The sequence below is a fragment of the Myxococcus vastator genome, assembly GCF_010894475.1.
Classification (GTDB): Bacteria; Myxococcota; Myxococcia; order Myxococcales; family Myxococcaceae; genus Myxococcus; species Myxococcus vastator.
The window spans coordinates 1-21,797 of the sequence record NZ_JAAIYB010000093.1 but is presented as its reverse complement, the minus strand read 5'-3'; the positions used below and the strand labels follow the sequence as shown (position 1 = coordinate 21,797).

The 21,797-nt window shown below is 69.9% G+C and carries 18 protein-coding genes, 1 tRNA gene and 1 pseudogene; 8 read left to right on the top strand and 12 right to left on the bottom strand.

From position 1 onward, the window contains the following. From G4D87_RS12185 to G4D87_RS12170, 4 genes and pseudogenes are all read right to left on the bottom strand, one after another. Positions 1-288 (bottom strand): annotated as a pseudogene (locus G4D87_RS12185) (quinone-dependent dihydroorotate dehydrogenase); the annotation flags it as partial. A gap of 8 nt (positions 289-296) precedes the next feature. Continuing rightward, positions 297-1,292, bottom strand: coding sequence for an amidohydrolase family protein (locus G4D87_RS12180; protein WP_163782118.1), 996 nt, complete (start codon positions 1,290-1,292; stop codon positions 297-299). A gap of 37 nt (positions 1,293-1,329) precedes the next feature. Beyond that, positions 1,330-2,043, bottom strand: coding sequence for a Smr/MutS family protein (locus tag G4D87_RS12175; RefSeq protein ID WP_163782115.1), 714 nt, complete (start codon positions 2,041-2,043; stop codon positions 1,330-1,332). 52 nt (positions 2,044-2,095) lie between these two features. After that, entirely contained in the window at positions 2,096-2,917 is an 822-nt protein-coding gene (locus tag G4D87_RS12170) for a TerB family tellurite resistance protein (RefSeq protein ID WP_163782113.1), read from the bottom strand. A gap of 53 nt (positions 2,918-2,970) precedes the next feature. On the opposite strand from G4D87_RS12170, the gene folD reads away from it, so the two are divergent. Then, a complete protein-coding gene (gene folD, locus G4D87_RS12165) occupies positions 2,971-3,837 on the top strand; it encodes a bifunctional methylenetetrahydrofolate dehydrogenase/methenyltetrahydrofolate cyclohydrolase FolD (protein WP_163782120.1) in 867 nt (288 codons plus the stop codon). Here the strand turns inward: folD and G4D87_RS12160 are convergent. Continuing rightward, a complete protein-coding gene (locus tag G4D87_RS12160) occupies positions 3,810-4,619 on the bottom strand; it encodes a class I SAM-dependent methyltransferase (RefSeq protein WP_163782111.1) in 810 nt (269 codons plus the stop codon). The two genes, folD and G4D87_RS12160, sit on opposite strands and share 28 nt — an antisense overlap. A gap of 182 nt (positions 4,620-4,801) precedes the next feature. Here G4D87_RS12160 and G4D87_RS12155 point away from each other — a divergent pair, with 182 nt between their 5' ends. Further along, on the top strand, positions 4,802-5,773 hold the full coding sequence (locus G4D87_RS12155) for an ADP-ribosylglycohydrolase family protein (protein WP_163782109.1): 972 nt from the start codon (positions 4,802-4,804) through the stop codon (positions 5,771-5,773). Between the two features lie 160 nt (positions 5,774-5,933). Further along, positions 5,934-7,457, top strand: coding sequence for an ATP-binding protein (locus tag G4D87_RS12150; protein ID WP_163782107.1), 1,524 nt, complete (start codon positions 5,934-5,936; stop codon positions 7,455-7,457). On the opposite strand, the gene G4D87_RS12145 is transcribed toward G4D87_RS12150, so the two are convergent. The 3 genes from G4D87_RS12145 to metF all read right to left on the bottom strand — a co-directional run bounded on the left by G4D87_RS12145 (position 7,454) and on the right by metF (position 9,615). Next, positions 7,454-8,065: a DUF2378 family protein gene (locus tag G4D87_RS12145; RefSeq protein ID WP_163782105.1), complete on the bottom strand. Its 612-nt coding sequence runs from the start codon at positions 8,063-8,065 to the stop codon at positions 7,454-7,456. The two genes, G4D87_RS12150 and G4D87_RS12145, sit on opposite strands and share 4 nt — an antisense overlap. A gap of 258 nt (positions 8,066-8,323) precedes the next feature. Next, positions 8,324-8,746 (bottom strand): hypothetical protein, encoded by a 423-nt coding sequence (locus G4D87_RS12140; protein WP_163782103.1) that lies wholly within the window; start codon positions 8,744-8,746, stop codon positions 8,324-8,326. Then, the gene (gene metF / locus G4D87_RS12135) at positions 8,743-9,615 is read right to left on the bottom strand and encodes a methylenetetrahydrofolate reductase [NAD(P)H] (protein ID WP_163782101.1); all 873 of its coding nucleotides are present in this window, start codon (positions 9,613-9,615) and stop codon (positions 8,743-8,745) included. The genes G4D87_RS12140 and metF overlap by 4 nt, the downstream gene beginning before the upstream one ends. A 95-nt stretch (positions 9,616-9,710) precedes the next feature. Here metF and gcvT point away from each other — a divergent pair, with 95 nt between their 5' ends. The 3 genes from gcvT to gcvP all read left to right on the top strand — a co-directional run bounded on the left by gcvT (position 9,711) and on the right by gcvP (position 14,201). After that, the gene (gene gcvT, locus G4D87_RS12130; protein ID WP_163782099.1) at positions 9,711-10,793 is read left to right on the top strand and encodes a glycine cleavage system aminomethyltransferase GcvT; all 1,083 of its coding nucleotides are present in this window, start codon (positions 9,711-9,713) and stop codon (positions 10,791-10,793) included. Positions 10,794-10,823: 30 nt separating this feature from the next. Then, a complete protein-coding gene (gcvH, locus tag G4D87_RS12125; RefSeq protein WP_163782097.1) occupies positions 10,824-11,213 on the top strand; it encodes a glycine cleavage system protein GcvH in 390 nt (129 codons plus the stop codon). A 78-nt stretch (positions 11,214-11,291) separates the two neighbouring features. Then, complete coding sequence (gene gcvP, locus G4D87_RS12120; protein WP_163782095.1) at positions 11,292-14,201, top strand: aminomethyl-transferring glycine dehydrogenase; 2,910 nt, start codon at positions 11,292-11,294, stop codon at positions 14,199-14,201. Positions 14,202-14,265: 64 nt separating this feature from the next. Here gcvP and G4D87_RS12115 read toward each other — a convergent pair whose 3' ends face one another. The 3 genes from G4D87_RS12115 to G4D87_RS12105 form a co-directional block, all read right to left on the bottom strand. Continuing rightward, the gene (locus G4D87_RS12115; RefSeq protein WP_163782093.1) at positions 14,266-15,183 is read right to left on the bottom strand and encodes a cation diffusion facilitator family transporter; all 918 of its coding nucleotides are present in this window, start codon (positions 15,181-15,183) and stop codon (positions 14,266-14,268) included. 27 nt (positions 15,184-15,210) lie between these two features. Continuing rightward, entirely contained in the window at positions 15,211-16,458 is a 1,248-nt protein-coding gene (locus G4D87_RS12110) for an energy transducer TonB family protein (RefSeq protein ID WP_163782091.1), read from the bottom strand. 67 nt (positions 16,459-16,525) lie between these two features. Next, complete coding sequence (locus G4D87_RS12105; protein WP_163782088.1) at positions 16,526-18,535, bottom strand: SpoIID/LytB domain-containing protein; 2,010 nt, start codon at positions 18,533-18,535, stop codon at positions 16,526-16,528. A 97-nt stretch (positions 18,536-18,632) separates the two neighbouring features. On the opposite strand from G4D87_RS12105, the gene G4D87_RS12100 reads away from it, so the two are divergent. Further along, on the top strand, positions 18,633-20,300 hold the full coding sequence (locus G4D87_RS12100; protein ID WP_371928530.1) for a right-handed parallel beta-helix repeat-containing protein: 1,668 nt from the start codon (positions 18,633-18,635) through the stop codon (positions 20,298-20,300). A gap of 73 nt (positions 20,301-20,373) precedes the next feature. On the opposite strand, the gene G4D87_RS12095 is transcribed toward G4D87_RS12100, so the two are convergent. After that, positions 20,374-20,445: transfer RNA gene (locus G4D87_RS12095), tRNA-Cys, on the bottom strand. A gap of 158 nt (positions 20,446-20,603) precedes the next feature. On the opposite strand from G4D87_RS12095, the gene G4D87_RS12090 reads away from it, so the two are divergent. Beyond that, positions 20,604-21,755, top strand: coding sequence for an acyl-CoA dehydrogenase family protein (locus G4D87_RS12090; RefSeq protein ID WP_163782084.1), 1,152 nt, complete (start codon positions 20,604-20,606; stop codon positions 21,753-21,755). Positions 21,756-21,797 lie beyond the last annotated feature (42 nt).

Below are 21,797 nucleotides of genomic sequence, written 5' to 3'. Positions count from 1 at the left end.
GGGCGGGGGCGTGAGGGTGCCAATCTCCACCGCGGAGAAGCCGCAGGCGAAGAGGCCGTCCACCGCCTCCGCGTCCTTGTCCAGGCCGGCGGCCAGCGCCACGGGGTGGGCGAAGCGCAGGCCGGCCACCTCCACGGCCAGGCCGGGCGGGGCGCCCTCCAGGGCCTTCTCGCGCAGGGACTCACACAAGTCCCGTGAGCGGCCCAGGTAGTGGAGCCCCGCCATGCCGAGCCGGTGCGCGCGCTCCGCGGAGAGCTGGAAGAGGAGCGAGCGGGTGAGTCCGTACATGGCGTGGCTCAAGCGGGGATGAATGAGGCCTCACGGGCCCAGGCGAGCGTCTGATCCACCTGCTCGGGCGTGAGGATGCCGTTCTGTTCGATGATGTCGATCTCCCGCCGCATGTCCGTCTCCAGCAGGTAGGGACCGTCGGTGTTGATGGTGAACTTCACCTTGCGGTCCCAGAAGGTGCGGACGATGTGGCGCAGCTCCTCCACGCCCTCCACGGCCTTGGTGTGCAGGTTGGACGTGGGGCACAGCTCCAGGACGATGTCGCGCTCGCGCAGCACCTTCATCGCGTGCTCGTCGTAGGCGGCGCGGATGCCGTGGCCGATACGGTGCGGCTGGAGCTTCTCCACCACGGCCATGACGCCCTCGGCGCCCGTGCCGCGCGTCTCGCCGGTGTGCACCGTGCACTTGAGCCCGGCGCGGCGGGCGCGCGAGAAGAGCTCCTCGTACTGGGTGACGACCTCCGGCCGCAGCTCCATGGCGTTCGTCTCCGTGCCGGCCAGGTCGATGCCGCACACGCCGCGCGTGCGGTACTTGATGGCCTTGTCCACGATGATGCTGTTGAGCCGGTGGTCGAACTCGCGGGCCAGGCAGAAGATGAGCCCCATCTTCACGCCGTACTCCAGCACCGCGCGGTCCATGCCGCGCAGCGCGGCGTGGATGATGTGGTCCAGGTCCAGCTCCGAGTTCAGGTTGCGCTTCATCGGGTTGAAGCGCAGCTCCATCTGCGTCACGCGGCTGCCGCGGTACTCCTTGCCGATGACCTCGTAGACGGAGCGCTCGATCGCGCTGGGGGACGACTGGATCTTCTCCGTCCAGGTGTGGAGGATCTTCAGGTAGTCGTCCAGGCTCCCCACCTTGCCCGGACGGGAGGTGATGAGCTCCACGAAGTCGAAGTAGTTCTTCACCGGGAGCTTGAAGCCCTGCTGGTGGGCGATGGACCAGAGGATGTGGGGCGCCACAGCGCCACCCACGTGGATATGCAGGTCGATCAGATCGCGTGCCATGACGGCATGTATGCACAGTGCCGGGCGCGCGTAAAGACTACCGCCGGAGCAGCACGTACACCGCGCCGGTGCCTCCGTCCTGAGGACGTGCGGTAGCGAACGCCAGCACCATCCGGCCAATCCGCTTCTCCGACAGCCACCCCTTGAGTCGCTCCTTCAGCACGGGAATCTGGTCCTTGGAGTTCAAACCGCGACCGTGCACCACGAGCACGCAGCGCCTCTTCGCGCGGCGGCTGTCACCCAGGAAACGCTCCAGCGCGTCGCGCGCCTCGGCCTGCGTCTTCCCGTGCAGGTCCAGCTGGCCCTGGATGGCGAAGTCGCCCCGGCGCAGCGCGCGCAGCAGGTTCCGGTCGATGCCGGGGCCCGCGCCTTCGATGAACTCGTCCGTGCCGGCGAAGTCGAAGTCGCCCTGGCCGGCGACCAGCTCGGAGAGCTGCGCGAGCGCCTCCGCGTTCTCGTCGATGATTTCCGGCAGGCGCGGGTTGGGCACGGGCGCCTCGCCCCGGTGGGTGAGCTGCTGCACGCCGTCCATGGCGGAGTAGAAGAGGGAGGCGTCGTCCTCCTCGCGGACCTTGGGGGCCTTCGTGGCCCGGGGCGGGGGCGCCGCGGCCTTGCGCTTCGAGACCTCCGCCGCGGCCTTCTCCTGCGCCGCCTTCTTGTCCTGGTCCTTCATGACCTGGATGGCGGACTTGAAGGGGTTGTTGCTGAAAGCCGCTTCCTTCTTCTTGGGGCCGTTGCGCTGCTGACTCATGGCGGGAAGTGCGTCCTCGTCGTGGGCGACTCTTGGGGGATGTAATCCGGCGCTACAGCCCGCGCAGGCGCCGAATCTCTTCATAGGCGTCGCGGACGTGCTGGAAGCGACGGGCGGCCTGCTCGGCGGCCTGACGGCCGAGGTGGGCGGACTTGTCGGGGTGGTACTCCGCGGCGAGCTGCCGGAAGGCGCGCTTCACCTCGATATCCGTGGCGTCCGGCGTCAGGCCCAGCGCGGTGTAGTGTTCATCCCCGGCGCCCAGGTGCAGGGCGATGATGGCCTGCTCGTCCGCCTCGGAGATGTCCAGGCCCTCGGCGACGCGGCGGAGGACCTCCCGTTCGGAGCGCTGCATGCCGCCGTCAGCCAGCGCCAGCTCGTAGAGCGTGTCCAGCAGCCGGTGCCGCTCGGCCGAGGGGAGCTGGGCATGGCAGGCGCTGACGGCCGCGTCCAGGTCGGGCGGGTGGGCCAGGAAGACCTTGAGGTGGCGCCGGACCAGCTCCAGGGCCTCGGGGCCGTAGCCCAGCGTCGTCTGGAAGTAGCGCCGCACCACGCGCACCTCGTCGCGGCGGACCTCGCCATCCGCGTGGGCCACCTCGACGAACACGGCGCACAAGTCACTGGCGAGCTGCTCGTAGGGCTCCTCCTCGCGAGGCGCGAGCGCCGCCTCCGACGTGGCGTCATGGGTGAGGGCGTAGGGGGCGTGGGAGAAGTCGGCCAGGGCCTCCGGGTCCTCGGGCGGCAGGGCATGTTGGGCGTCGTAGTAGCGCCCGGCGAAGCCGCCCGCGATGAGCAGCATGACAATGGCCCAGGGGCTGCCCACGAGCAGGCCCGCCATCAACCCCAGCATTGCTCCCAGCACTGTTCCTGCGCCCATGGCCGAGGTTCCGCTCCCTTTCCGGCGGAGGAGTTTCGCATAGAGTGGCACGCGTGAACGCCCAGTTGATTGATGGCAATGCGGTCGCGGCGCGCGTGCGAGCCGAAGTCAAGGCGGAGGTCGACCGGCTCAAGCAGGAGCATGGCCTGACGCCGGGGCTGGCCGTGGTGCGCGTGGGGGAGGACCCCGCCTCCAAGGTGTATGTCAGCCGGAAGAAGCAGGTCGCCGGGGAAGTGGGCATCCAGTCCTGGGAGCACCACCCGGAAGCAGACATCACCCAGGACGCGCTCCTGGCCCTGGTCCACCGGCTCAACGAAGACGCGGCGGTGCACGGCATCCTGGTGCAGCTGCCACTGCCCAGGCACCTCGACCCGGACGTCATCATCTCCGCCGTGAAGCCGGAGAAGGACGTGGACGGCTTCCACCCGCTCAACGCTGGCAACCTGCTCCTGGGCCGGCCTACCACCCGGGCCTGCACGCCCTACGGGGTGATGCGGCTGCTGGAGGAGATTGGCTGCGACCCCGCGGGCAAGCGGGCCGTGGTGGTGGGGCGCAGCAACATCGTGGGCAAGCCCATGGCGCTGATGCTGCTCCAGAAGAACGCCACGGTGACCCTCTGCCACAGCAAGAGCGACCTGCGCCGTGAAGTGGAAGGCGCGGACATCCTGGTGGTCGCGGTGGGCGTGGCCGAGCTGGTGAAGGGCGCGTGGCTCAAGCCCGGCGCGGTGGTCATCGACGTCGGGATGAACCGCACGCCGGGAGGCAAGCTGGTGGGCGACGTGGAGTTCGCGGCCGCCGCCGAGCGCGCGTCGTTCATCACCCCCGTGCCCGGTGGCGTGGGGCCCATGACCATCGCCATGCTGATGCGCAACACGCTCGACGCGGCCGTGCGCTACGGCCTGGCGCCTGCCGTCACGTAGGCCGTGAGGGTGACGCGCTGGGGGCCGGGGCCCAGCTCCGCCTGCGCGTGCTCGTGCATGGACCAGAGCAGCGAGTCCCACTGCGCGCCCAGCGCCTTGCGCGCCAGCACGACGGGCGCGCTGGAGCGGGTGGTGGCGTCCACCATGGCGGCCGTGGACGGGTAGTCGATGTGGCCTTCCACTTCGTGCACCGTGACGTGGGTGAAGCCCGCGCTGGACATCTCCCGCTGACAGGTGTCGGGGTCGGACAGGGGGATGGCGCCCGGCTGTGACGGCTTCGCGCCCAGCTGCTCCCAGAGGCGGGTGTACACGGCGCGCAGCTCCTTCGAGCGCTCAAAGGGCGTCCAACTGGACACGACGGCCCGGCCGCCCGGCTTCAGCACCCGGTGAAGCTCCTGGAAGCCGCGCGCCCGGTCCGGGAAGAACATCAGGCCGAACATGGAGAAGGCGGCGTCGAACGCGTTCGCCTCGAACGGCAGCGCCATGCCATCACCCTCCAGGATGTCGATGTCGAGCTTCGCCTCCGCGGCCCGGGCGCGCAGGGCGGAAATCATCTCCGGGGAGAAGTCCACCGCCGTGACGTGGGCGCCGTCGCGCGCGGCGAGCAGCGCGAGCGTGCCCGGCCCCGCGGCGACGTCCACGACCCGCGTCCCTCGCGCCACGCCGGCCCGGAGCAGGGCATCCCGGGAGAACGTCTCGAAGGTGGGCATCAGCTCGCGCACGTACTCGGGCGCCACCAGGTTCCAGGCCTCGGGTTGGGCAAGGGGCGATACGGCGGACATCGAGGCTCCTGGACGTGGGGCTCGGCATGGCCCGGTTCGCGAGGCAGCCTGCATGGCGGGGCCTGGAGGCGCAATTTTGTTGCGACAGCCACGGCCCCCGGCGTCCAGCGGCGTGCGTCCGCTGTACGCGCGCTCGGGCGTTGTCCTAGCGTGTCGCGCCTCACCGTGGGGGAGGCAACACCATGCCGAGTCGCGAGGGGCAGCTTGCCGGGGGAATCTACGGACTGCTGGTGGGGGATGCGCTGGGCGTGCCCTACGAGTTCCACGCGCCCGCGCGGATTCCACCGCCCGAGGACATCGACTTCCAGCCGCCCGAGGGCTTCCAGCGCGCGCATGACGGGGTTCCGCCGGGCACCTGGTCCGACGATGGCGCGCATGCGCTGTGCCTGCTGGACTCGTTGCTCTTCCGTGGACAGCTGGACCCGGAGGACCTGGGCCGTCGCCTGGTGAACTGGCTGGAGTGGGGCTACCTCGCCGTGGACGGCCAGGTGTTCGACGTGGGCATCCAGACGCGCACGGCCCTGGCCTCGGTCCACGCCGGGACGCCCGCGCTGATGGCCGGACCCAAGGGCGAACAGGACAACGGCAATGGCGCGTTGATGCGCGTGCTGCCGTTGGCGCTCTGGCATTCGGGCAGTGACGCGAAGCTGGCCTCGGACGCGATGACCCAGTCGCGCGTCACGCATGGACACATGCGCTCCCAGGTGTGCTGCGCGCTGTATTGCCTGTGGGCCCGCCGAATCCTGCGGGGCGCGGGTGCCTCGGACGCCTGGACGGCCGCGGTGGAGGCGTTCCGCGAGCTGTATCCCGAAGGCTTCGAAGCCCGCACGGAGCTGGACACGCACGTCCTGCCGCCGGGCTGGGAGTCCATCCGCGGCACAGGCACGGGCTACGTGGTGGATTGCCTCCGCTCCGCGCGCCAGTGTGTGGCCGAGCACGACACCTACGAGCAGGTGGTGAAGGCCGCGGTCCGCCTGGGCCGGGACACCGACACCACCGCCGCGGTGGCGGGAGGCATCGCCGGGCTCATCCACGGCGTGGAGCGCATCCCCGCGCGCTGGCGTGAGGCGTTGCGCGGGGGCGCGCTGTTGAAGCCCCTGCTACAGAAGCTGTTCAACGCTTGTTCAATCCCTGTTGATGGAACGCGCGGGTGACGGTGTGTTTCACACCGTCATCAACGAGCCCCAAGGGCAAGTTGCATGTTTCTGTCGGAACAGTCTGTTTATTCTGACAGGTTTGGATTGCCAGGGGGATGTCAGGGGTTAGGATGGCGACTCATCCGGGGGGGCCGGTATGGCCGGGGTGAGTCACGCAATGATTGACCAGGATGTGGGCGCACCTGTGCTTCGGGGGCGATTCGGCCATACACGCGGGGAGGACGTGCGAACGGAGGCTCCCGTGTCCACGGAGACCTGCGGCAACAGGGTGCTCGCACGTGGGGTCGACGCGCTGGAGGTGCGGGTGGAGGCGCTGCTCGGTGAGCACCTGGAGGCCGTGCGACGGCGGGTGGACTCGCGCTTCGCGGTGCTGATGGTGGGGCAGTGGCTGGTCGCCATCGCGGTGGCGGCGGTGCTGTCGCCCTTCGCCTGGCAGGGGACGTCGCGGGTGGTGCACCCCCATCTGCAGGTGGCGGGGGTGTTGGGCGGCCTGCTGTCCGCCTTCCCGCTGGTGCTGGCGCGGCTGCGGCCCGGGGACGTCGCCACGCGGCACGTGGTGGCGGTGGCGCAGATGCTCTGGGCCGCGCTCTTCATCCACCTGACGGGCGGCCGCATCGAAACGCACTTCTACGTGTTCGGCTCGCTGGCCTTCCTGGCCTTCTACCGGGACCCGGCGGTGATGGCGACCGCCACCGTCACGGCGGTGCTGGAGCACTGCCTGCGTGGCATCTGGTGGCCGGAGTCCATCTTCGGCGTGTCGAATCCCGCGTGGTGGCGCTTCCTGGAGCACTCCTTCTGGATGGTGTTCGTCAACGGGGTGCTGGTGATTGCGTGCCGCGAGACGCTGGGGGAGATGCGGCGCGTGGCGGTGCAGCAGGTGCTGCTGGAAGGCGCGTACGCGAACGAGCGCGTGGACCATGAGCATGCGCTGGCGCGCGTGCGCCGGGAGCTGAGCTCCTACCGCGAGCAGGCCGCGCGGGTGGAGAAGCTGGCGGCGGTGGGGCGGATGACGGCGACGGTGAGCCACGAGCTGCGCAACCCGCTGGCCGCGGCCCGCACCGCCAACGCCGTGGTCGTCCGTCACCTGCGCAAGCTGGACGTGACGCTGGCGGACCAGCGGCTCCAGCGCTTCCTGGAAATCATCGAGCGTGAGCTGGCGGTGTGCTCACGCATCTCCTCCGAGCTGCTGGACTTCGCTCGCGAGCGCCCGCTGGAGCTGCGGCCCTGCTCGCTGCACGCGTTGATGGAGGAGGTGCTGGACGTGGTGCCGGCCCGCGAAGGGGTGCGCATCCAGAACAGCGTCCCCCCTTCGCTGGAGCCGCCCTGGGTGGACCGCGAGCTGCTGCGCAAGGTGCTCATCAACCTGGTGCAGAACGCGGTGGAGGCCCTGCCGGAGGGCCGGCCGGGCAGGGTGGACGTGCTCGCGGAAGGTGGCGGTGGGAGCGCCTTCATCATCCGCGTGTCCGACAACGGCATGGGCATTTCGGAGGCGATGCAGGAGCGCATCTTCGAGCCGCTCTTCACGACGAAGCCCGCGGGCACGGGCCTGGGCCTGTCGGTGGTGGCCAGCGCGGTGCGGCAGCACGGCGGCACCCTGCGCGTGGAGAGCCGGGAAGGGGAGGGCAGCGTCTTCACCCTCTGCCTCCCGGCGGGTTGCCAGGCCGCCGAAGTCGCCCTCTAGCTCCAGGACACCTCGTACTCGCCGTCCAGCAGGCCCGTGGCACGCCCGAGGACGTGCGTGTCCCGGGCGCCAATGGCGGCCAGCGCCGCGCGCAGCACGCCCTCGTGGTAGCTGTGCGGCATGAAGTCTCGGAACATGTTGAGGCGGCCCTGGCGCTCGCCCAACCACTCCACCTCCCGCTCGCCGTAGCTGACGGCGGTGCTGTAGCCGGACGGCAGGTTGCTGACGAGCCGGCGCGGGCAGCCCCCGGACAACGCCAGGAAGCTGCGCCCCACCACGGTGCTCAGGAAGTCCTGGGCGGACCGGGCGCCAATGGTCCGCATGGCCGCCTCGAAGCCGCCCAGCCGCGGCGCCAGCAGCCCCGCGGCGCTGAAGGACAGCCGCAGGAAGCTGGTGATGGGGTACAGGAAGAAGGGCACGAAGGCGCGCTCGCGCGAGGCCGCCAGGCACCGCGCCGCGGCGGCCGCTCCCGCCTCCTGCCGGACCACCTCCAGCGCCCCCAGGAAGAACATTCCCCGGGCGCGGTCCTTCTCCTCGGCGCGGCTCAGCCTCCGAGCCAGCTCCGTCAGAGGTTCAGGCGCTCCCCGCTCGACCCCGAACGCAATCATGGCCACCCCCGCGCTGGGAGACGGCGCTCGGCGCGCGCCTCTCCTCGTGTGGCTCCGAAAGTGAGGGAAATCGAGAAAGGGTGAAAGCCCGCACGGCTACGACCCCGGGGCAGGGGGGAGCGCCAGGGGTGAACAGAGCGGGGCCGCGTCAGAGGGAGCGCCAGGCTCCAGACGCCAGGCGGCGTGGCCGCGGGCCGTGTGGCCTGACCATCAATTCACGGCGGCGGGCCGACGCTCCAACCGCCGTGTTTTGAACGCTCAGGCCTGGAAGGCCTCGCGCACCCCGTCGCGGCGCAGGGTGAAGAGCATCCACACGGCCACGGGGACGCCAATGACGCAGCCGGGAGACAGGATGTAGAGCGCGGTGATGCCGCCCACCGTGGCCAGGCCGTAGCCCTTCAGGTTGAGCGCGCAGATGGCGCCCCAGGCGGACAGCACCCCGCAGAGGATGCCCACGAGCAGCATCAGCGCCAGCGTGGGTGACAGCTCCAGCGTGGACGCCTCCGCGCCCGCGGGCACGAAGGGGGAGGTCACCTTCAGCGCCGCCAGCACGAACCCGGCGATGTTGTAGATGACGTTCAGTACGCCCACGCACAGCAGGAAGAAGGCGGGCGGACGGATGATGTTGAGGACCTTGTGGCGCGGGTCGTCTTTGGGCAGGTGGATTCCAGGACCACTCATGAACGGGCTCGCAGTGCGCTCACGATCATCCGCGTCGCCGGGGACTTGTTGAGCGTGTAGAAGTGGATGCCAGGCACGCCGCGCGACAGCAGCTCCATGCACTGCACCGTCGCATGCGCCACGCCGAGCTGGGCCATGGCCTCCGGATTGTCCTTCACCCTTTCGAGCTGCAACGACAGGCGCATGGGCACGGTGGCTCCGCACAGGCGCGTGAATCGTTGGATCTGCTCGTAGTTGGTGATGGGCATGATGCCGGGGACGATGGGGACGTTGATGCCCGCGCGCCGCGCCCGCTCCACGAAGTCGAAGTAGAACGCGTTGTCGAAGAAGAGCTGCGTCACCACGAAGTCCAGGCCGGCGTCCACCTTGGCCTTGAGATGACGCAGGTCGTCGTCACGGGAGGGCGTCTCCACGTGGCCCTCCGGATAGCACGCTCCCCCGAGGCAGAAGTTGAAATCCTCTTCTCGGATGAATCGCACCATCTCCGACGCGTAGCGGAAACCCCCGGGCGTGGGCTCGAAGCGCGTCTGGCCCTTGGGCGGGTCTCCGCGCAGCACCAGGATGTTGTCCACCTTCGCGGCCGACAGCCGCTCCAGCACGGTGCCCAGCTCCGCCGGGGTGTGGCCCCCGCACGTCAGGTGCGCCATCGCCTCGATGCCCGTCTCCTGCTTGATGCGCAGCACCAGGTCCACCGTCTGGGTCCGGGTGCTGCCGCCCGCGCCCTCCGTCACGGAGACGAACCCCGGCTGCAGGGTCGCCAGGTCTTCCAGCGCCTTGAGCAGGTTGGCCTCGCCTTCGTCCGTCCGGGGCGGGAAGAACTCGAAGGAGAAGCACGGGTCGGAGGGATTCAACCGATTACGAATCTTCATGTTGCTTCCAGTGTAGACGCTCCGCGTCGTCCTTGATCGGGCAAGTCTCGCGGCTATAGTCCGCGCCGTTTTCCACACCCCTCCAGGAGAAGAAGATGGCCCGGCACACGCCCCTCAACGAGGCTCACCGCAAGCTGGGGGCCCGGATGGTCGACTTCGCTGGTTGGGACATGCCCGTCCAGTACAGCTCCGTCATCGGCGAGCATGAAGCCGTGCGCACCGGCGTTGGCCTGTTCGACGTCTCCCACATGGGCGAGGTGGAGTTCACCGGCCCCGGCGCCCTGGAGACGGTCAACGCGCTCATCTCCAACGACCTGGCCCGCATCGCGGACGGGCAGGCGGTGTACGCGGGCCTGCTCGACGAGCGGGGCACCTTCGTGGACGACGTCGTCGCCTACCGCTTCAGCCCCGAGCGCATCCTCATCTGCGTCAACTCCAGCAACCGCGAGAAGGACTTCGCGTGGATGAAGTCGCACGCCCAGGGCGTGGCGCCGGTGGACCGGAGCGACGACTACGCGCAGCTCGCCGTGCAGGGCCCCAAGGCCGCCGGCCTGGTCCAGCGCCTGACGAAGACGGACCTGTCGAAGCTGGGCACCTACCGCTTCACCGAGGGCGAGGTCGCCGGCGTGAAGTGCCTCATCTCCCGCACCGGCTACACCGGCGAGGACGGCTTCGAGCTGTACAGCGCGGCCGGGGACGCGGTGGCGCTGTGGGACGCGCTGCTCACCGAAGGCCAGCAAGACGGCGTGAAGCCGTGCGGCCTGGGCGCCCGTGACAGCCTCCGCACGGAGATGAAGTACGCGCTCTACGGCAACGACATCGACGATCAGCACACCGCGCTGGAGGCCGGGCTGGGGTGGATCGTCAAGCTGGACAAGGCGGCCTTCATCGGCAAGGAGGCGCTGGTGGCGCAGAAGGCCGCGGGCGTGAAGCGCAAGCTGGTGGGCTTCGAGCTGACCGGCAGCGGCATCCCGCGCCACGGCTACGCCATCCTCAAGGACGGCGCGCCGGTGGGGGAGGTGACCAGCGGCACCCTGGGCCCCACCGTGAAGAAGGCCATTGGCATCGGCTACGTGCCCACCGCGCTGTCCGCGGAGGGCTCCACCTTCGACGTGGACATCCGCGGTCGCGCGGTGCCCGCCGTGGTGGTGAAGACTCCGTTCCACAAGAAGCCCTGAAGCATCCTCGTTCCAGACAGGAGCAACGACATGGCCGACAACATCCCCGGCGACCTGAAGTACACCCGTGAGCACGAGTGGGCCCGCGTCCAGGGCACCTCGGTGGTGGTGGGCGTCACGCAGCACGCGCAGGAGTCCCTGGGCGACGTGGTCTACGTGGAGCTGCCCAAGGTGGGCGCCACGGTGACGGAGGGCAAGCAGTTCGGCGTCATTGAGTCCACCAAGGCGGTGTCGGAGCTGTACTCGCCGCTGACGGGCAAGGTGGTGAAGGTGAACGACGGCCTGTCGGACAACCCCTCCGCCGTGAACACCGACCCCTATGGTGCCGGCTGGATCGTGGAGATCGAGCCCTCGGACCCCAAGCAGGTGGACGGACTCCTGGACGCCGCCGCGTACACCGCCCTGCTCCAGAACAGCTGAGAGTGAAGGGACGGGGACTGGCTGTTAGGGACGGTCCTCGACTTCTCGACGCACGACTCGCCCGCGAGCCCCAAAGCCATGTCCTTGAACTGGAAGTATCAGGAGCCGTTTGCCGGCCGTCACAACGGTCCGGATGAGACCGAGCTGAAGCAGCTGCTGTCCGCGCTGGGCGTGGACTCGCTCGATGCCTTCATCGACCAGGCCGTCCCGCCCGTCATCCGCGCCCAGGCGCCGCTGAAGCTCGCGACCGCGCGCGGCGAGCACGAGCTGCTGGCGGCCCTGGAGTCCATCGCCGCGAAGAACCAGGTGTTCCGGTCCTTCATCGGCATGGGCTACCACGACACGCACACGCCGAACGTCATCCTCCGCAACGTCTTCCAGAACCCCGGCTGGTACACCCAGTACACGCCCTACCAGGCGGAGATTGCGCAGGGCCGCCTGGAGGCGCTGCTCAACTTCCAGACGGTGGTCATGGACCTGACGGGCCTGGAGGTGGCCAACGCCTCGCTGCTGGATGAAGGCACCGCCGCCGCGGAGGCCATGGCCCTGGCCGTGCACCTCAAGGGCGAGGAGTCCGGCGCGGCCTTCTTCGTGTCCGACGCCTGCCACCCACAGACGGTGGACATCGTGCGCACCCGCGCCCAGCCGCTGGGCGTGGAGGTGGTGGTGGGTGACCACCGCGCGGTGGACCTGGGCTCGAAGAAGTTCGTGGGCGCGCTGGTGCAGTACCCGGCCACGGACGGCGCGGTGCTGGATTACCGGGCCTTCGGCGAGCAGGTGCACGCCGCGGGCGGCCTGTTCGTGGTGGCCGCGGACCTGCTCAGCCTCACGCTGTTGACGCCGCCGGGTGAGTTCGGCGCGGACGTGGCGGTGGGCAGCGCCCAGCGCTTCGGCGTGCCCATGGGCTACGGCGGTCCGCACGCGGGCTACTTCGCCACGAAGAGCGCGTACACCCGCGTCATGCCCGGCCGCATCATCGGCGTGTCCGAGGACGCGCAGGGCCGCCGCGCGCTGCGCATGGCGCTCCAGACGCGCGAGCAGCACATCCGCCGCGAGAAGGCGACGAGCAACATCTGCACCGCGCAGGTGCTGCTGGCCGTCATCGCCAGCATGTACGCCGTCTACCACGGCCCCTCCGGGCTGAAGGCCATCGCCGAGCGCGTGCACGGCCTCACGGTGCTGCTGGCGCGCGGCCTGGCGAAGCTGGGCCTCAAGCTGAAGCACGAGCAGTACTTCGACACGCTGCGCGTGGAGCTGACGGCCGCGCATGTGCGCGCGGTGCTGGGGGCCGCCGAGGCGGCGCGGATGAACTTCCGCCGCATCGACGAGAAGACGCTGGGCGTGTCCCTGGACGAGACGACGCGGCCCGCGGACGTGGAGGACATCCTGGCGGCCTTCGCCACCGGCACCGGCAAGTCCTCCGCGCCGGTGCTGGCGGACCTGGTGGGTGAGGGCGTGGAGAGCGCCGTGTCGCAGGCGCTGCGCCGCTCCAGCGCGTACCTCACGCACCCCGTCTTCAACAGCTACCACTCCGAGACGGAGATGCTGCGCTACATCCGGCGGCTCGAGGCGAAGGACCTGTCCCTCACGCACTCGATGATTCCGCTGGGCAGCTGCACCATGAAGCTCAACGCCACCGCGGAGATGATTCCGGTGACGTGGCCCCAGTTCGGGCGGCTGCACCCGTTCGCGCCCACCTCGCAGGCGGCCGGCTACAAGGTCATCTTCGAGCAGCTGGAGCAGATGCTGACGCAGGTGACGGGCTTCGCGGGGTGCTCGCTCCAGCCCAACGCCGGCAGCCAGGGGGAGTACGCGGGCCTGCTCGTCATCCGCGCGTACCACCAGAGCCGCGGCCAGGGGCACCGGAACGTGTGCCTGATTCCGTCCTCCGCGCACGGCACCAACCCCGCCTCGGCGGTGATGGCGGGCTACAAGGTCGTCGTCACCAAGTGCGATGAGAACGGCAACATCGACCTGGATGACCTGCGCGCCAAGGCGGAGGCGCACAAGGACGCGCTGGCCGCGCTGATGGTGACGTACCCGTCCACCCACGGCGTGTTCGAGGAGGAGATTCGCGAAATCTGCGCCATCATCCACGAGCGCGGCGGCCAGGTGTACATGGACGGCGCCAACCTCAACGCGCAGGTGGGCCTCACGGCGCCGGGATTGATTGGCGCGGACGTGTGCCACATCAATCTGCACAAGACGTTCTGCATCCCGCACGGCGGCGGCGGCCCGGGCATGGGCCCCATCTGCGTGGCCAGCCACCTGGTGAAGTTCCTGCCGGGGCACCCCGTCATCCACACGGGTGGCTCGGAGGCCATTGGCGCCATCTCCGCGGCGCCGTGGGGCAGCGCGAGCATCCTGCTCATCTCGTGGATGTATATCGCGATGATGGGCGGGGAGGGCCTCACCCAGGCCACCAAGCTGGCCATCCTCAACGCCAACTACGTGGCCGAGCGGCTCGACGCGCACTACCCGGTGCTGTACCGGGGCAAGCGCGGCAAGGTGGCGCACGAGTGCATCGTCGACCTACGCCCGCTCAAGAAGACGGCCGGCGTGGAGGTGGAGGACGTGGCCAAGCGGCTCATGGACTACGGCTTCCACGCGCCCACCGTGTCCTTCCCGGTGGCGGGCACGCTCATGATTGAGCCGACGGAGAGCGAGTCCCAGGCGGAGCTGGACCGCTTCTGCGACGCGATGATCGCCATCCGGCAGGAGATTCGGGACATCGAGGAGGGCCGCATGCCCAAGGACAACAACGTCCTCAAGCACGCCCCGCACACCGCGCGCGTCGTCGCCGCGCCGGAGTGGAACCGTCCCTACTCGCGGGAGCAGGCCGTGTTCCCCACGCCGTGGGTCCGTGACAACAAGTTCTGGCCCTCCGTGGGCCGGCTCAACAGCGTGCTCGGTGACCGGAAGCTGGTCTGCGCGTGCCCGCCCATCGAGGACTACATGACGCCGGAGCCGAAGGCCGCCACGGCCTGACGCGCACCTCGCATTGAGTGGTGACACAGGCCGTCTCCCCGCCGTGGGGAGGCGGCCTTTGTCGTCACGCGGGGGCGGCCATGGCGCCGCGGTCCGGCTCCACGTGGACCACCACGTCCACCACCTGGGGATAGGCGGCTTGCAGCGCGCGCTCCACCCGGTCCGCCACCTCGTGGGCCTGCGCGGTGGTGAGCTGCGGGTCCACCTCGATTTTGAGGTCCACGTAGACGCTCTCCTCCATGCCGCGGCTGCGCACGTCGCGGCAGGAGCGCACGCCCGGCACGGCCAGCGTGTGCCGCTTCACCTCGTCCGGCTCCAGGCGCGCCGTGTCGGAGAGGATGCCCACCGCCTGCCGGACGATGCCGTAGGCCACCCAGGCCACGAACACCATGACGGCCAGCGCAATCAGCCCGTCCGCGCGCGGGTAGCCCAGCCACACGAGCAGCAGGGAGCCGAGCACCGCCAGGGTGACGTAGACGTCGGACATCGTGTGGCTCGCGTCCGCCAGCAGCAGGGAGCTCTTGTACTTGCGCCCGTAGTGCCGCTCCACCCGCGTCACCACCATGTTCACCACCAGGGTGAAGGCCATGACGGCCGCCATGGTGCCCGTCACCTGGGGGTGCTTGTCGTTGAGCACCGAGTCGAGCGCCATGCGCCCCAGCTCCAGCATGCCCACGCCAATCATCGCGCCGATGCCCAGCGACGCGAGCGCCTCGAACTTGCCGTGGCCATAGGGGTGGTCCGCGTCCGCCGGGCGTGACGCCACGCCCATGGCCACCAGCCCCAGCACGTTGGAGCCGCCGTCGATGAACGAGTGCAGCCCGTCCGCCGTCACCGCTGCGGACTGGCTGAGCATCCCGAAGAGCAGCTTGGCGCTGGCCACCACCCAGTTGGCCACGAGGATGCCCAGCAGCACGTGGCGGACCTTCCGGTTCCGCTCCTGCTGCGCGAGGTTTCTATCGGTGAGCGTCGTTGCTTCCACGGCGCCGCACGGTACTTCAGTGCGCGCTCAGTTGGGCTGGCGGAACAGCCGCATCTTCGGGCCGCCGCCCATCTCCATGAAGAAGCCGAACTGGAACTTCACCTTGGCGTCGTCCGACAGCAGGCCGGGCGGCGGGTTGGGGAAGGGCTGCGCGCGTTTGAAGGACGACACTGCCTCGAAGTCGAGGAAGTCGAGCCCGCTGCTCTTCTCCACCTGGATGTCCATCACCTGGCCGCGCTCGTCGAGCGTGATTTGCAACAGCGTGTACCTGTCCCGCCCCGTGTAGATGCCACCGGTGGGGTCCCTGCGGCGCAGCTGATCGTTGGGGTTCCAGTGCATGCCCACGCTCTGCTTCACGCGGTTGAAGAAGCTGGCGTACTTCCACTCGCGCGTGTTGAGGAGGGTGCCGTCGCCCTCCTCGGCGTCCTGCAGGTGGTCATTGGGCGCGGCTCCCAGAATCTTGTCCATGACGGCGCGCGACGGCGTCAACGAGGCCAGCCCCGGAGCGCCCGCGCGGCCCGTGGAGCCGGCTTCCTCGCCGCCGGTGCCGGGCTGGATGTTGAGGCGCTTGGAGTTACCCACCACCTCGTCGCTCTCGTTCTGGTTGTTCACTTCCACGCCCGGGCCCGGCGACGTCGGGTCCGTCTTCATCGCCACCTCGTTCTTCTTGCGGGCGTCGGGAATCTCGAAGGCGGGCTTCTGGCCACCCTGGGACACGGGCCGGTCGTCGTTGCCCATGCCGTTGTTGCCGGCCATGCGGGGCGGCGTCTGCGCGTCCGTGTTCTGGCCTTCCTGATTCTGCGGCGCCGTCCGCTGGGGCATGGCGTTCCGGTAGAAGGGCGTCTGCTCCCGGGCGCGCGTCTCCTTGTTCACGCGGTTGTTGCTCTCCGCGAGGTACTTCGCGTTCGGGTCCACCTCGTTGTTGCCGGGCGCGACGTCCACCACCTGCCCCTTGGGCGGCTCGTCGGGCTTCTTCTCCTCCGGCTTCTTGTCCAAGGCCTTGGGACGCTCCGACGCCTGGGACTTCGTCTGGGGGGAGGCCTTGCCGCGGTTCTGCGCCCATTGGTCGGCGGTGAGCGGACGCACGGCCACGGAGGTGGGCCGCGTCACGGGCTTGCGCGCCTTCCCGTCGCCCTGGAACGAGCTCGTCAGCAGCAGGGTGCCCACGTAGACGGCATGGAGGAGCAGGGCGAGCGCGAGCGCCGCGGCGAAGCGCCCCGCGGACGACCCCTGCCGCTTCCGGCGGCGCCAGTTTGTTGGAGAACCCGTGCTCACGGCGGGATGATAAACCTCCGAACGGGCGGAGTAGTCCCGTCGCGTTCAAGGATAACCCCTCCCAGCTTCAATAGATGGGGGCCACCTCGGCACCGTTGAAGTAGTGACGGAGGATGTCCTGGTAGCGCTGCCCGGCCTCCGCCCGGCCGATGGCGCCCGTCTGGCACATTCCTACGCCGTGCCCCCAGCCCCCGCCACGGAAAAGCCAGCCGGTGAGCCGGCCCTCGGCGTCCCGCTCGGCCAACACCACCGCCATGCTGCTGTTGAGCATGCCAAACAGGCGGCGGATGTTGAGCTCGCCCCGGACCTGGGTGGCGCCCTTGTCGCCGGACACCGACAGCACGGCCGCGCGGCCGGAGACGCCCCGGTCCGTCAGCGCCAGGGCCTGGACGCGCCCCACGCCCAGCCGCTTCAGGCGGGTGTCCACCTGCTCGGCGGTGAAGCGCTTCTCCCACCGGAACTTGCTGGGCTGCGCGAAGCTGGACAGCCGGCAGGCCGCCGGGAGGTGGGCGGTCGTCAGCCAGCGCTCCAGGCTGGCGGGCAAGGGAATGGCGCCCACGGGGCCGATGACGTCCGGGCGGCCACGCAAGCTGGGGTCCGGAGCCCCGCCCCACACCACGTCGTTGTCCTCGGTGTGTCCGCCGCAGACGGCGCTGTAGACGGAGTCCACCAGGCGGCCGTCCTCGCTGAAGAGGCCTTCGCCCCGGGTCGCCTCCACGGCGGCGGTGGTGCTCGCGGCCTCACCGGTACGGCCCCGGTAGACGGCGCAGTGCTGCTCCGAGCACAGGAGGTAGGGGTCCGCCAGGTGCTTGATGCCCACCTTCGCCAGCACCTCGCCACGCGCGGTGACGGCCTGGGCCTTGAGCGCCTCCGAGTGGGCCCGGGCGAAGATCTCCGCGGGGACCAGGCCCTTGAGCAGGTCCTCCAAGGGGACGACGTTCACCACCGCCAGCCGGCCCGAACGGTCCACGACGAGCTGGAGCGCGCCCCGGAACGTGCGGTCCTCGAAGTCGTGGAAGGCGTAGCCCACGCCGTATTCGACCTGGCGCACGTCGAAGCCCGCGCCGTCGGGCGTCTCCGCGTCCAGCCGGTCCTGGGCCAGGCCCACGACGACGCCCGCCTCGTCGCGCACCTCCAGGATGGCCTTGGCCGGCGTGCGTACCTCTTCGAACAGGGTCGTCTGCACGCCGTGGCTGCGCAGCAGCTCCGCCTGCTTCCTGCCGGCCGCCTCGGGCGTGAGGACCTCGTCCACCAGCAGCAGGGTGCGCCGGTTGTCGATGACCTTCCCGGCGATGCCGTACACGGAGCCCAGGACCTGGGCTCGGACCGCGAGCCCCTTCTCGCGCCATGACTCCAGCGCCGCCTGGAGGCCCGCGCGGTCGGCCATGCGGAACTCGGCCAACTGCACGCGCGCGGACAGCACCGCCGGGCTCCCCTGCGTCACCCGGACCGTCCAGCGCGTGCCCGCCGCCGCGTCGAGCATCTTCTCGTCGGGCCCGCCGAAGCGCAGGCGCATCCGGCCTCGCGGGGAGAAGGTGACCTCGTTCCGGCCCTCCATCAGGCGCACCGGGACGCGTGGCTCACCACCCCGGAAGTCCAGGCGCTTGAGGTCTCCCGGCGTGGGAATCCCCTGGGCCAGCGGGTCCTCCACCTGCGGTGGCGCCGTGCCCGTTGACGTCGCCTCGTGGTGGCCGTGGCTGTGCCGCGGTGGTGCGTCCGGGGCCGCTCCATTCGTGGGCGAAGCAGGCACGCCTGAAGCGGAGGCCCGCGCCGCGTCGTCACTCGCCGAGGGGCCGTGGGACGGGGGCGCGGGGGCGCTGTCCGTCATGTTGGACGACGCTCCGGGCGTGCCCTGGGCCGCCGAGGTGTCTGCGCCAGGAGGACCCGCTTCGCTGTCCTGAGGGACCGCCGCGGTCGCGGACGATGACACGACGGCCGGCCCGGTCGCGGATGCACGGGGGCTGTCAGCCGCGGGTTTCGAGGCCGCGCAGGCGGAGAGCAGGACGGCGGCGAGAAGCTGAGTGACGGCGTGGCGCACGGGGGGCGTCACCGTACTGTCGCACCTCCACGCTGTCACGGACCGTTCGTCGTGCGCCCGCCGGGCAGGCTGGCTGGTGCGTGTCGGGACGCGAGGGGATGAATAGCGCACAGGGCTTCCGGCGTTGCCCCTGCTCATGAAAATCCGACACGGCAACTGCCTGAAGCTGACGTTCCTGGCCACGAGCATGCTCCTGCTGAGCTCGACGGCCTGCTCGGGCTCCGACAGTGGAGGGATGCCGGTGCCCGCTCAGCGCCCGGCCCCTCGCCCCGTGCCCACGCCCGAGCCTGGGCCGGCGGAGTCGCCCACGCCCACCCGGGCCTTCACCACGCGTCCGCCCGTCGGCGTGCAGGCGGTGGCGGGGACTCCGGTGGCCGCGCTGCCGGACCACTCGGACCACGCCAACATCGAGGACCCGTCGCCTCAGCCCGCCGTCAACGCCACGGCGATGAGCGTCGCCGCCGAGGCCCCCGTCTACACCCGTGAGTGGGTGGTGAGCACCGCTGGCAACGACGCCGGGGACGGCAGCGCCGCGCAGCCGCTGCTCACCCTCAACAAGGCCATCAGCCTGGCCGGCCCGGGCGAGCTCATCCGTGTGCTCCCCGGCACCTACGCGGAGCGCGTCATCATCGGTGACAACGCGAAGCCGGGCACGGCCGACGCGAAAATCACGCTCCAGGGAGAGGGCAACCCGCGCATCGTCCTGGGCCCCGGCGAGCACGGGCTGGTGCAGGTGCGCCAGCCGCATTGGATCATCGACGGCTTCGACATCGACCTGGAGGGTCAGACGCCCTTCGCCGTCACCTTCGAGGGCGACGTGACGGGCTCGATGCTCGTCAACTCGGACCTGCACGGCGGCACGGGCGGCGGCGCGGTGACGACGTTCAACCACGCCACCGGGCCCACCATCGAGAACAACCACATCCACGACTTCGTGAAGACCACCGGCAACGAGGACTCGCACGGCGTCGTGGTGCAGCCCACGTCGCGCGACGTCACCGTGCGCAACAACGACATCCACGACAACTCCGGTGACTCCGTGCAGTGCCTGGGGCCCGAGGGCTTCAGCGACCTGGCGCCCGCGGAGAACCTGCTGGTGGAGAACAACCACTTCTACGCCAACCGAGAGAATGCCGTGGACATCAAGACGTGCTACGGCGTGACGCTCCGCAACAACCGGATGCACCACTTCCTCCCCAGCTCCACGGCGCGAGGGGACGTCGTCGTCATCCACTACTCCGCGAGCAACGTGCTGGTGGAGGACAACGAAATCTACGACGGCGCCAAGGGCATCGCGGTGGGCGGCAACCACGAAGGCGCCATGCCCACCGGCGTCGTCATCCGCCGGAACCGCGTGTACGACATCACCGAGGCCGGAGGCGGCGAGGGCACCGGCATCCGCCTGGAGAACTCGCAGGGGACCTCGGTGGTCAACAACACCGTCACCCGCGCGGCCACGGCGCTCGTCATCGGCCATGGCACCGGCGGCCCCACCGATTCCCCCGTGGTGCGGAACAACATCTTCGCGGAAGCCCCCATCGCGGTGAACCTGGGCCCCATGGCTCCGGGGATGCAGATGGGCAACAACCTCTTCCCGGCGGGCGCCCAGTTCAAGCAGGACGGCGAGCCCGTGGACCTCACCGCCTACCAGGCCACCTCGGGAGACACCACCTCGCGCCTCGGCTCGGCGGACCTCGGGGCGGCGTTCGCGCCGGGGCCCATGGCCCAGGACTCGGGCGCCGACATCGGCATCCCGTTCTGCGGCGGGGGACCGGACATCGGCGCGGTGGAGCTGGGCTGCTGACCCGTCCACGCGGTCCCTGAAAAGGACAAGGCCCGATGCGGAGTGACTTCCGCACCGGGCCTTGTGTCTTTAGAGGCGCCACCCGGATTCGAACCGGGGAATGAAGGTTTTGCAGACCTTTGCCTTACCACTTGGCTATGGCGCCGACAGGATGGGGTCGGCTTTATACGCAGCCCGCTACCACGCGGTCAAGGCTGCAACAGCTGCCTGCTGTGCATCCGTCCCGTTACCATGCCGTCACCAGAAGGTTCCACCCCGGGTGCGCGTGCGTGCGAGCACCCGAAAGGACGAGGTGCTCGAAAGATGCTTCACGGCCACGGGCTGTACCTGGAAGAGCATGACGCGTTTCGTCGCACCGTGCGTGCGGTGGTGGAGCGGGAGATTCTCCCCTTCGTGAGGGAGTGGGAGGCCCGGGAGGAGTTTCCTCGGGCGCTCTTCACCCGCTTTGGCGAGCTGGGCTTCCTCGGCTTGAAGTACCCGGTGGCGTACGGGGGCTCGGCGGCGGGGGAGCTGTACGAGGCGGTGCTGCTGGAGGAGCTGGGGCGCTGCGGCTCGGGCGGTGTGTCCGCGGGGCTGGGGGCCCAGTTCACCATCTCCACGGGGCCCATCCATCAGTTCGGCACGGACGCGCAGAAGCAGCGCTGGCTGGCCCCCGCCATCCGGGGTGAGAAGCTGGGCGCGCTGGGCATCACCGAACCGGACGCGGGCTCGGACGTGGCGGGGCTGCGCACCACCGCGCGGCGCGAGGGCGACAGCTACGTCCTCAACGGCTCCAAGACGTACATCACCAACGGTGTGCGCGCGGACTTCGTGGTGCTGGCGGTGAAGACGGACCCGGCCGCGGGCCACAAGGGCCTGTCCATGGTGGTGGTGGAGAAGGGCACGCCGGGCTTCTCCGTGGGGCGCAAGCTGGACAAGCTGGGCTGGCGCGCCTCGGACACCGCGGAGCTGTTCTTCGAGGACTGCCGCGTGCCCGCGGAGAACCTGCTCGGGGTGGAGGGGCAGGGCTTCGCGCAGATCATGGGCAACTTCCAGTGGGAGCGCCTGTCGCTCGCGCTGGGCGCGGTGGGGGCCATGGACGACATGCTGGAGACGGTGCTGGCGCACGTGAAGTCGCGGCGGGCCTTCGGCCAGTCGCTCCACCAGTTCCAGGTGGTGCGCCACAAGCTGGCGGAGCTCTTCACCGCGCGGGAGTCGGCGCGTCAGCTCACCTACCACGCGCTGCGCCTGCACGTGGCCGGCGAGTGGGCGGTGGCGCAGACGTCCATGGCGAAGAAGGTGGCCACCGAGACGTGCTGCCGCGTGGCGGATGAGTGCCTCCAGCTCCACGGCGGCGCGGGCTACATGATGGAGTACGACATCCAGCGCCACTGGCGTGACGCGCGGCTGGGGCCCATCGGCGGTGGCACCAGTGAGGTGATGAACGAAATCATCGCCAAGCAGCTCGGCCTGTAGGGCGGGGGCGCGGTGCGGCACGGCGCCCCGCCTGTCTCGTGG